This window comes from uncultured Metabacillus sp., from assembly GCF_947503125.1.
Lineage (GTDB): Bacteria > Bacillota > Bacilli > Bacillales > Bacillaceae > Metabacillus.
On the sequence record NZ_CANNCR010000100.1, the window covers coordinates 1 to 8,994 of the forward strand.

Annotated in this window: 15 protein-coding genes and 1 riboswitch; of the genes, 12 read left to right on the plus strand and 3 right to left on the minus strand. The window is 35.8% G+C overall.

Annotated elements, in window-relative coordinates:
• Positions 1-21: 21 nt before the first annotated feature.
• The gene (locus tag Q1B07_RS25415) at positions 22-237 is read right to left on the minus strand and encodes a hypothetical protein (protein ID WP_299095302.1); all 216 of its coding nucleotides are present in this window, start codon (positions 235-237) and stop codon (positions 22-24) included.
• 26 nt (positions 238-263) lie between these two features.
• Positions 264-355: riboswitch (SAM riboswitch) on the minus strand.
• A gap of 345 nt (positions 356-700) precedes the next feature.
• Here Q1B07_RS25415 and Q1B07_RS25420 point away from each other — a divergent pair.
• Both Q1B07_RS25420 and Q1B07_RS25425 read left to right on the plus strand, forming a co-directional pair.
• Positions 701-1,150: an Rrf2 family transcriptional regulator gene (locus tag Q1B07_RS25420; protein WP_299095299.1), complete on the plus strand. Its 450-nt coding sequence runs from the start codon at positions 701-703 to the stop codon at positions 1,148-1,150.
• A complete protein-coding gene (locus tag Q1B07_RS25425) occupies positions 1,134-1,322 on the plus strand; it encodes a YezD family protein (RefSeq protein ID WP_299095297.1) in 189 nt (62 codons plus the stop codon). Before Q1B07_RS25420 ends, Q1B07_RS25425 begins: the two co-directional genes overlap by 17 nt.
• 116 nt (positions 1,323-1,438) lie before the next feature.
• On the opposite strand, the gene Q1B07_RS25430 is transcribed toward Q1B07_RS25425, so the two are convergent.
• Entirely contained in the window at positions 1,439-1,837 is a 399-nt protein-coding gene (locus Q1B07_RS25430) for a nuclear transport factor 2 family protein (RefSeq protein ID WP_299095295.1), read from the minus strand.
• A gap of 156 nt (positions 1,838-1,993) precedes the next feature.
• Between Q1B07_RS25430 and Q1B07_RS25435 the strand changes: the two genes are divergently transcribed.
• Positions 1,994-2,446, plus strand: coding sequence for an SRPBCC family protein (locus tag Q1B07_RS25435; RefSeq protein WP_299095292.1), 453 nt, complete (start codon positions 1,994-1,996; stop codon positions 2,444-2,446).
• A gap of 144 nt (positions 2,447-2,590) precedes the next feature.
• Positions 2,591-2,986, plus strand: a complete 396-nt coding sequence (locus Q1B07_RS25440) for a VOC family protein (protein WP_299095289.1) — start codon at positions 2,591-2,593, stop codon at positions 2,984-2,986.
• Positions 2,987-3,148: 162 nt separating this feature from the next.
• Here Q1B07_RS25440 and Q1B07_RS25445 read toward each other — a convergent pair whose 3' ends face one another.
• Positions 3,149-3,511 carry a helix-turn-helix domain-containing protein gene (locus tag Q1B07_RS25445; RefSeq protein WP_299095287.1) on the minus strand — a complete coding sequence of 121 codons (363 nt, stop codon included), beginning with the start codon at positions 3,509-3,511 and terminating at the stop codon, positions 3,149-3,151.
• 172 nt (positions 3,512-3,683) lie between these two features.
• On the opposite strand from Q1B07_RS25445, the gene Q1B07_RS25450 reads away from it, so the two are divergent.
• The 8 genes from Q1B07_RS25450 to Q1B07_RS25485 all read left to right on the plus strand — a co-directional run bounded on the left by Q1B07_RS25450 (position 3,684) and on the right by Q1B07_RS25485 (position 8,560).
• The gene (locus Q1B07_RS25450) at positions 3,684-3,947 is read left to right on the plus strand and encodes a hypothetical protein (RefSeq protein ID WP_299095284.1); all 264 of its coding nucleotides are present in this window, start codon (positions 3,684-3,686) and stop codon (positions 3,945-3,947) included.
• Between the two features lie 177 nt (positions 3,948-4,124).
• Positions 4,125-5,006, plus strand: coding sequence for a carbon-nitrogen hydrolase family protein (locus Q1B07_RS25455; protein ID WP_299095282.1), 882 nt, complete (start codon positions 4,125-4,127; stop codon positions 5,004-5,006).
• A 10-nt stretch (positions 5,007-5,016) separates the two neighbouring features.
• Positions 5,017-5,700: a GNAT family N-acetyltransferase gene (locus Q1B07_RS25460; RefSeq protein WP_299095280.1), complete on the plus strand. Its 684-nt coding sequence runs from the start codon at positions 5,017-5,019 to the stop codon at positions 5,698-5,700.
• Positions 5,701-5,702: 2 nt separating this feature from the next.
• Complete coding sequence (locus Q1B07_RS25465) at positions 5,703-6,374, plus strand: GNAT family N-acetyltransferase (RefSeq protein WP_299095277.1); 672 nt, start codon at positions 5,703-5,705, stop codon at positions 6,372-6,374.
• 417 nt (positions 6,375-6,791) lie between these two features.
• Complete coding sequence (locus tag Q1B07_RS25470; RefSeq protein ID WP_299095272.1) at positions 6,792-6,929, plus strand: hypothetical protein; 138 nt, start codon at positions 6,792-6,794, stop codon at positions 6,927-6,929.
• Positions 6,930-7,349: 420 nt separating this feature from the next.
• Positions 7,350-7,745 (plus strand): transcriptional regulator SpxA, encoded by a 396-nt coding sequence (gene spxA, locus Q1B07_RS25475; RefSeq protein WP_299095269.1) that lies wholly within the window; start codon positions 7,350-7,352, stop codon positions 7,743-7,745.
• Between the two features lie 59 nt (positions 7,746-7,804).
• The gene (locus Q1B07_RS25480) at positions 7,805-7,939 is read left to right on the plus strand and encodes a BA3454 family stress response protein (RefSeq protein ID WP_299095267.1); all 135 of its coding nucleotides are present in this window, start codon (positions 7,805-7,807) and stop codon (positions 7,937-7,939) included.
• A 210-nt stretch (positions 7,940-8,149) separates the two neighbouring features.
• On the plus strand, positions 8,150-8,560 hold the full coding sequence (locus Q1B07_RS25485) for an Rrf2 family transcriptional regulator (protein ID WP_299095265.1): 411 nt from the start codon (positions 8,150-8,152) through the stop codon (positions 8,558-8,560).
• Positions 8,561-8,994: the final 434 nt, after the last annotated feature.

An 8,994-nucleotide genomic window follows, 5' to 3' on the forward strand; every position in this document is an offset into this window, starting at 1 on the left:
ATATATGGACATTATAATCGTCTAATTCTGGACAGGCAATACCGTCAACTTTTGGTCATTTTGGGATGGCAATAACACCTTATATCTTTTTAAAAGTTTTTTAGCAATATTGATTGATTTATTTTTTTTAGTTTGGATGGTTTTTAGCTTTTCAATTATTTCTTCCTGCCACAAAGGATCCCCTATCTGACCTGCAAAAAGATACAAATCTAAATAATCATTTACCTCTAGCTGCATTTCATAAAGCTCATAAACATTCTCCTTTCTTATCTGCTGGAATTAGCACCTTACAGAAAAAAACACTGTGGTTGCTGAGGTTTCGCAGGACCAGTTCCTCCACCTCTCTTGATAAGATGATTTTATTTCCAATTATAATAATCGGATTAATTAGAATTGTCAATGGATTTGTTTGCGGTTGCTTTCTTCATTAAAAGGCATACAACAGTTATAAAAATAGTATTAGAACAAGATCATGTATGAATGATGTGAAATCAACGATATGAAAATTCAATAAAATGGTTGATTTTTCTAAACTTTCATCATATGATAAATTAAAACAAATATAACCAATAGGTAATATCGGAATTAACAGAGGCAGAATTACTATTCAATGAATCATAGATAAATGTCGACTAATTTGCTCAACAAATGATGAACGGATAAAAGTTGACTAAATCACTCAACTTTATAGGAGGAGAAAATGAAGGTCTCTAGTAAAGGGGAATATGCATTAAGGGCTTTATTGGTTTTAGGTCAACAACAAGGGCAGGTCATGACGATACAGGAAATTTCTGATAAAACCCTTGTTACGATCAACTATTTAGAGCAAATATTACTGCAATTAAAAAAATTGGATTTTGTAAAAAGCAAAAGGGGAGCTCGGGGAGGATATTTCCTTCATAAAGAGGTTGCACAGATCAACATTGGAGAAGTGATTCGAAAGTTAGAAGGACCATTATCTCCAATGAGCTGTGCATCGATTACAAAATACGAGCCTTGTCCATTAGAAGCAGGATGTCAATTAAAGCCGCTTTGGTCCCTCGTAAGGGATACGATAGCCTATGTTCTTGATCGTACGACTCTTGAAGATCTGCTTTTAAACAAATTGAAATTATTCGAAGGGGATGATTTAATTGGCTGCAAAAACTAAAATAGATCAGGCTGTGATCGATAAAATCGTCAGTTTTCTGGAAAATATCGAATATGGGACTGTACAAATTACCGTTCACGATTCTCAAGTCACACAAATTGAAAAAGGTGAGAAGTACCGATTTGCCATGAAAAAAAGCAATGAGAGAATAAAGAATCTAAATAATAACTAGTCTATTTGACTACGAAAACGAAAAACACGCATCTCTTTTTGCATGAAATCAATTTAACCAAAGAGAAGCGTGTTTTCATTTTTAGATTTGCATAGCAGCAAATTCACTGTAGCACATTAGAACATTCCATTCTCATTAGGGGAATCCTCAGGTATAGGTTGACCGATATCCCACAATTCAACAATTTGATTATCTTGAAAACGAAAGATATGGACAACAGCTCCTCCAAGATCATCTGGATTCTGCTTGACATGGGAGTGAACCGCAACGGTATCTTTCTCCTGAATAGCAAGTTTGACCTCAAGAATCTTGTGAGGGTTTTTTGCTGCATTCTCTTCCATCGCAATCATAAGAGAGTCTGCATCACCACGGAAATAGGGATTGTGGTGACGAAAATCAGGGCTTATGTATCTCTTGTATGCTTCGCGAACGTTTCCTGATGCTACGAGCCCGAGAAAAGACACTGCTTTTTCTTTGAGGGAACTTGTCGAAGTAGGCGACTGTTCTGTACTCATTTAAATCATCCTTTCTTTTCAAAAATTTACATATTAGAATGAATAGAAGTTTATGATAAATAAAATTCTATGTCAATCGCTGGAACAATAATAGGATAAACTAGCTATGGTTGTATGATATACATTTTGAAAAAATGTAAGGAGGAGGTTTATACCTTGAGTATTCAATTTGAAGTGAAAAGATCCATCAAAGTTTCCAAACAAATGGCCTACAATGGTTTACTTGATCTTGATTCTGCGAAGCAGTGGATGCAAGGATTAGTGGGAATAAAGCGATTAGATGAAGGTCCTTTGCAAGTGGGAAGTCAGTGGCTGGAAACTAGAAGAATGTTTGGTCATGAAGCTACTGAGCATTTTGAAGTTGTTGAACTAAATGAGCAAGATAAAATCGTACTACGCTGTGATGGAACGAAAGGAACTACTGGTAAAGGGGAATTCTTGTTTACATACATACTTGCTTCAACTAATGATTCTACAGAGGTTACCTTAAACGGTGAGATAAATGGCCTTACCGGTTTAGCTAAATTTTTTGGAAAAATGATGGCAGGAACCTTTAAAAAAGCCTGTGCGAAAGATTTGGATGCGTTGAAGAGCTATCTGGAGAAATGAGTGTATAGGACAGTCTCTTACGATTCCTGAATAGATTTCCATATTATTCCAATTATAAAGAAGGATTAGCAAGACCAAAGGTAGAAATTACATACGAATGGTTTGAGAATCAAAAAATCTGGTTCGAAAAATAAGGAGGAAATCATGGGAAGATTAGTTCATTTTGAAATTCATGTAGATGACATGGAACGGGCTAAAACGTTTTATGGAGAAGTATTTGGCTGGTCATTTGAAGATTGGAGCGAATACGCTGGAATGCCTTATTTTGGAGCTGTAACGGGTGATGCAAATGTGCCTGGAATTAACGGAGCTTTAATGAAACGACAAGGTCCTCCTCCGGAAAAGAATCAGCCTATGAATGGCTATGCTTGTACAATGAGTGTGGAAGATTACGATTCAATTGAGGCGAAAATATTAAAAAATGGAGGACAGGTTGCCTTGCCTAAATATGCACTGCCTGGAATGGCGTGGCAGGGTTACTATGTTGATACCGAGGGAAATGTTTTTGGCATTCACCAACCAGATGAGAACGCAAAATAGAATCGGAAAGACCTAGATTGCTGTTCCAATTACATACCAAGAATGAAATCCGCTACATTGCTAACTTAATTTTAGTGCCTGCACCTCATAGACCAACAGAGTTAACCGGCAAAGGGGCAGGCACCTTTTATGAAATTTTTTGCTTTATGAATAAAGAAATGATCAAACAGAATTCTCATCATCTGATTTTGCTTTAACAACCGTTTCCATATAATCTTTTCCCCATTCATACATCGATTCCAAGATCGGCATAAGCGTTCGTCCATGCTCCTTTAATGAGTACTCTACTCTTGGCGGAACTACAGGGTAGACTTCTCGATGAATGATTTGGTCTTCTTCCAGTTCTCTTAATTGGTTCGTTAACATTTTTTGCGTAATATTTGGCAAAAGAGCCTTCAATTCACTAAATCTTTTTGTCCCTTCTTTCCCAAGATGCCAGATGATAATCATCTTCCATTTACCGCCAATAACCGAAAGGGTTAATTCCTTTTCACAATTAAATGATTGATTTAAATATTTTTCCATTCGAACTTCCCCCTTGCCATTTTCAAACCATGATCCATCAATATATGTACTATGTCATTATAATCCTTATCCTCTGTCTGTTTCTACTTCGAAAAAATCGATATCTTTTGCTCGAAATGGGTAATATATTAAGATAAATCCAATAAGGCGGTAAAAATGTGGGAGTGTTGAAATGAAAATATCAGGTGGCATTATTTCAGGTGAGTTTGATAAGGATAAGAACGAATTTGCTTTACAAGAAATAAAGTCCTTTTCTACAGAAACAACACTTAAGGGACAACAACTAAATGCTCTATATGAATACTTGAGTATGCATCAGCAGGAAGAGGATGGACAAGTCCTTACACTTTATGATCAAATGCCTGTATTATTTACAAGGCAGGAAATCAAGCAATTATTAGAAGATCTAAATTCAATTAAAGCTTTATACCATTAACTCGCAAAATATTTGTAGCCGGTCAAATAGCCCGGCTATTTTCTTTGTTTTTCTTTAGTATCCTCCAAGTAACCTAGTAACAAAAAAGTAGGTACTTGTTAATTTTATTCATTTATTTCATAATGTCATTAGTTTGTATAAATTAATAATGTTTAGATATGAAAGTAGGTTGAATAAATGAAGTTAAGAGTATCTGCAGTACAATATCAACTTCGTACGATTACATCGTTTGATCAATTTGCAAAGCAAGTTGAACATTATATCAAAACAGCCCAAGAATTTTCAGCTGATTTTATTTTGTTTCCTGAATTTTTTACAACACAGTTAATGTCGATCGAAAATGAGTTTGGCGAAGCATTAACGATCGACCAGCTGCCGAATTTTACAGAGCAATACCGTTCTTTATTTATGACACTTGCGATCAAGACAAAAATGCATATTATTGCGGGTACACATGTCATTAACAAAGACGGGAAATTATATAATGTTGCTCATATGTTTTACCCGGATGGAAGAATTGCTGAACAAGCGAAGCTTCATATTACGCCAACCGAAGTTGAGGAATGGAACATGAGCGCAGGGGATGATCTGCAAGTGTTTGAGACTGAAAAAGGAACAGTTGCTATGTTAACTTGTTACGATATCGAGTTCCCAGAGATTGTAAGAATGGCAAAAGCAAAAGGTGCGGACGTGATTTTTTGTCCATCTTGCACAGATGATCGCCATGGCTTTCACCGTGTTCGTTATACATGCCATGCCAGAGCGATTGAAAACCAGGTATATGTCGTAACGACAGGCACTGTTGGCACGCTTGAAACGGTTGATTTTATGAGAGGGAACTTTGGGCAGGCAGCAGTCATTACACCAAATGATGTTCCATTTCCACCAAAAGGGATTTTAGCAGAAGGGGAAATTAACCAGGATATGATTGTGACTGCAGATCTTGATTTAGAGCTTCTCTATCAGGTTCGTAAACACGGTTCTGTGACAACATGGCGTGACAGACGAACTGACCTTTATCCAGATTGGGAAAAGCAAGAAAGTAAAACGCTCGTCTAAGGAGGACCTTATGTATCGGAAGGAGCTTTTTGTTTTCAAAGATGAGCGGCCGGTTCCTGCCATCATTCGCAATTATAAAACCGATGATTTTCCAGGCTTAATTAAGATTCAGGAGGAAAGCTTTCCACCGCCATTTCCATCTGAATTATGGTGGAATACAGAGCAGCTTTCAAATCATGTAAAGCTGTTTCCAGAAGGTGCATTATGCATGGAAGTGAATGGAGAAATCGTGGCATCAATGACCGGCTTAATGGTCGATTTTGACCCAAGTCATCCTGAGCACTCCTGGGAAGAGATAACAGATAATGGCTATATCTCAAACCATAACCCTAGAGGAAATACATTATATGTTGTCGATATTGGGGTACGTCCTGCTTATCGTAAATACGGACTGGGAAAATGGTTAATGCAGTCTATGTATGAAGTGGTCGTTCATTTAGGCTTGGAAAGATTGCTTGGCGGCGGAAGAATGCCTGGTTATCATAAAGTAGCGCATGAGCTGACAGCACATGACTATATCGATGAAGTGATGAAAGGGAACCTAAAAGATCCCGTCATCACCTTCTTATTGCGTTGCGGACGGACACCTGTAAAGCTTGTCGCTAACTACCTTGAAGATGAGGAGTCTCACAATTATGGGCTCCTTATGGAGTGGAAAAACCCTTACTTTACATCCTTTAAAGGAGATGAATAAGCATGGAATTTGTAAGAATAACAAATATAAAAGATCCATTATTTAAACAAATGCATCAATTAATGCAAGATGTATTCCCGAAGGAAGAAGTTTTAGAGTTTGAACTTTGGAAAGAACCATTAGAGGACCCGGGTATTCGTGTCTTTGTTGCTGTACGTAACGGGAAAGTAGTAGGGGCAACGGAGTATCGTTATTATGAGGATTTTAATGTGGCGATGACAGACTTTACGATTATCGGAGAAGCTGGACTTGGGGTAGGACCATTTTTAGCAGAAAATAGATTAGCAGACTTACAGGAATTAGCTGCGGCTAATGGCAAAGACTTATTTGGGATGTTTGCTGAAATTTATAATCCATATCAAGTTGAGCATCATGATTTTGGCGGAATTAAACCGATGGACCCGTATGTGCGACGTGAAGTGTTATCACATCTTGGCTATAAGCGCATTGATTTTGATTATGTTCATCCTTCATGGGATAATGATGGCACAGCAGTAACCGGTCTAGATCTTTGCTTCCTTCCAATGGAAAAAGGAACAAAGGAACTGCCAACAAAACTAGTTGTTGAATTTTTAACAAGATACTACTCTGTACTTCCTAATAAACCAGATTCCTGGTATTCAATGGTTCGAGATCTAGAATCAAAGAGCAGGATTGCTTTATTGCCTTTGTAAATAGATCCCTAGTCACAATATATATTTAGACAATATCTCAATTGTATAAGGCACATTTTTAGATAAGTAAAAAATTGTGCCTTTTTTAAATTTTCTTATAAAAAGATATCCATAATGAGAAGGTCCATATATTCTATTTTTTTCCCTTAAAAATTTCACATCCTGATGACAACTTTTCCTTTCGTGTGTTCTTCCTCAAAATATCGGAATGTATCTGGAAAATTATGTAGGTGCGAAGTTTGAGTAAGTATTAATAAAAACAGAAGAAAAATAGAAAAAAATAAAGGAAATTATATATTTATGCGTTTTCATTAATGTTGTTCCCGTTTTCAAGGAGAATGTTTTCGTTTTCAGTGACTTTGCCTGGACTATTTCAAACGTGTCATAATTAAGAAAAAATGACAAGGGGATAAACAGATGGCAAAAATGATCACTTTCATCACTGGTGAAAACAAAATGGGAAAAATAGCTGCATATTTCGCTAACGTAAAGGAGAATTACGTAAAAGCGATGGATAGTTATGGAAATGCGATCATAAAAGTAAAAACAAAGTAAAAGGAAGGGTCTAATTGAAAATCTATATTCAATACAAACCGATTCACTAACCGGTTCTCAAAGATAAAAAGAGAATCGGTTTTTTGTTTTTGCACCGAATTGTTAAGACCTAGTTTCCTCCTCCTTATCTTGAAATGACTCTCTTATCTTGGAAAAGCTCCAAACTGCTAAAGGTTGGAAATCTATAGGCATCATTTATACCAAAGCATTACAGTTGACTTAATGAACTGTAAAAATTAAAATTACAGTATAGTTGTGGTAAATGAATGGGGTGGGATAGATCAGATAAGGTAAAATAAACATTCTCGATTAGAATACACTACGTTTTTTTGAAGCTAAACTGTAAGGTTTTTTATTACACTTATTACCCAATGTTGAAGCGGGAGGGTATATAAATATGATATAGGAGTGTGTAAACGTATGGTGACTCTATATACGACACCAAGCTGTACCTCATGCCGAAAAGCAAAAGCTTGGCTTGAGGAACATCAAATTGATTATATTGAAAGAAACATCTTGTCTAATCCCTTGACAATTGATGAGATTAAATCGATTCTTCGCCTGACAGAAGATGGGACGACAGAAATTATTTCAACTAATTCAAAATCGTTTCAGGAATTAAATGTAAATATTGAATCTCTTTCCCTTAATGAATTCTATAAATTAATAATGGAAGATCCCAAAATGCTGCGTCGGCCGATTATCCAGGACGAAAAAAGATTACAGGTTGGATATAACGAGGAAGAAATTCGCAGATTTCTGCCACGTAAACTTCGTACAATTTTAACCATTGAATTGGAAAAAGCGGCAAATTAATGTGTATATGTTCATACAATAGTTATCCTGATTATTAATTTGGAAGGAGGAAGATTGAGATGATCGAAGTATTCATTACAGTTAATTATAAAGATAGATCTTATCAAACAAATGTCATTGTAAATAAAAATATGACATTGGAAAATATTAACCGTTTGGCAGAAGAACAAGTCAAGAAACAATGGAATCTTTAATTGTCTAGCCAAATGATTTAACTTTAGATTTAATTGTTGCAATGATTGTTTATAATTCTAGTATTCATTCGTTTATTATATTTTAATGTTTGACAAGATAATCTGTAATAATTAAGATTACAGTGTATTAATAAATAGTAATAAAGACGCAGATAATTGTTTTCAAAGTAGTAGGATAATTAGCAGTTTTTATTTCATAGGAGGCAGGACATGAATAGTGATTTTACACTTGCCATTCACAGTTTAACTTTTCTGGCACTGCAGCCAGACCGAATGTCAACAAGTGATGCCATTTCGGAGAGTGCTGGCGTCCACCCGGTACGCATTCGTAAAGTGTTGAGTTTGTTAAAAAAACATGGATTTATCCATTCAAAAGAAGGTACTGGCGGGGGATTTATTTTTGCTCTAGATCTTAGTGAAGTAAATCTCTGGGATATTTATAAGATAACCTCTGAAGGTGCTTTGCAACCTAGATGTCCTGAATCAAATGAACGATGCATTGTCGGCGCGAATATGCAAAATGTTCTATTTAACATATTCTTAGGTGCTGAAGAACATTTGGGTGAATATTTAAAGGACTATACAATGAAAGAAGTTGTCGATCTTATCAATCAAGGATAATGAATGGCCGGAATTGATAAATGGCGACAGAATTCTTTTTCATTTAAATGTAATAAAAATAATTACAGTTAGACTGATTTCTGTAACTTAAAAAGTGAAGAAGTTTGAAATTGTTATAAAACCAATAGACTTTCTTTAGAACAATAAATCATGTAAGAAGGTGAAAATGTTGAAGTCCAATAATAATCAAATTTTAAAAACAGGTGATTGGGTTAAGGGAAAATCACTGGATAGTGAATTAATAGTTGGTTATATTGAATCACTTGATATCCCAAAAGGAGTAGTATGGATAGGTTACACTTAGCTGGACAAAAAAATTAAGGGCTAGCAGACTGATAGAGAAATAAGTATATCAATCCTTAGAACGGGAAAGAGTGATACTAGTAACTTTATATGGAGGGGTGGGTATGCTAGCCTGCTAGGCAAGCCAGCGA

Coding starts and splice junctions, on each gene's coding strand:
- Q1B07_RS25415 (WP_299095302.1), bottom strand. CDS start 237: ATGCAGCTAGAGGTAAATGATTATTTAGATTTGTATCTTTTTGCAGGT.
- Q1B07_RS25420 (WP_299095299.1), top strand. CDS start 701: ATGAAGGTCTCTAGTAAAGGGGAATATGCATTAAGGGCTTTATTGGTT.
- Q1B07_RS25430 (WP_299095295.1), bottom strand. CDS start 1,837: ATGAGTACAGAACAGTCGCCTACTTCGACAAGTTCCCTCAAAGAAAAA.
- Q1B07_RS25440 (WP_299095289.1), top strand. CDS start 2,591: ATGGGAAGATTAGTTCATTTTGAAATTCATGTAGATGACATGGAACGG.
- Q1B07_RS25445 (WP_299095287.1), bottom strand. CDS start 3,511: ATGGAAAAATATTTAAATCAATCATTTAATTGTGAAAAGGAATTAACC.
- Q1B07_RS25450 (WP_299095284.1), top strand. CDS start 3,684: ATGAAAATATCAGGTGGCATTATTTCAGGTGAGTTTGATAAGGATAAG.
- Q1B07_RS25455 (WP_299095282.1), top strand. CDS start 4,125: ATGAAGTTAAGAGTATCTGCAGTACAATATCAACTTCGTACGATTACA.
- Q1B07_RS25460 (WP_299095280.1), top strand. CDS start 5,017: ATGTATCGGAAGGAGCTTTTTGTTTTCAAAGATGAGCGGCCGGTTCCT.
- Q1B07_RS25465 (WP_299095277.1), top strand. CDS start 5,703: ATGGAATTTGTAAGAATAACAAATATAAAAGATCCATTATTTAAACAA.
- Q1B07_RS25470 (WP_299095272.1), top strand. CDS start 6,792: ATGGCAAAAATGATCACTTTCATCACTGGTGAAAACAAAATGGGAAAA.
- spxA (WP_299095269.1), top strand. CDS start 7,350: ATGGTGACTCTATATACGACACCAAGCTGTACCTCATGCCGAAAAGCA.
- Q1B07_RS25480 (WP_299095267.1), top strand. CDS start 7,805: ATGATCGAAGTATTCATTACAGTTAATTATAAAGATAGATCTTATCAA.
- Q1B07_RS25485 (WP_299095265.1), top strand. CDS start 8,150: ATGAATAGTGATTTTACACTTGCCATTCACAGTTTAACTTTTCTGGCA.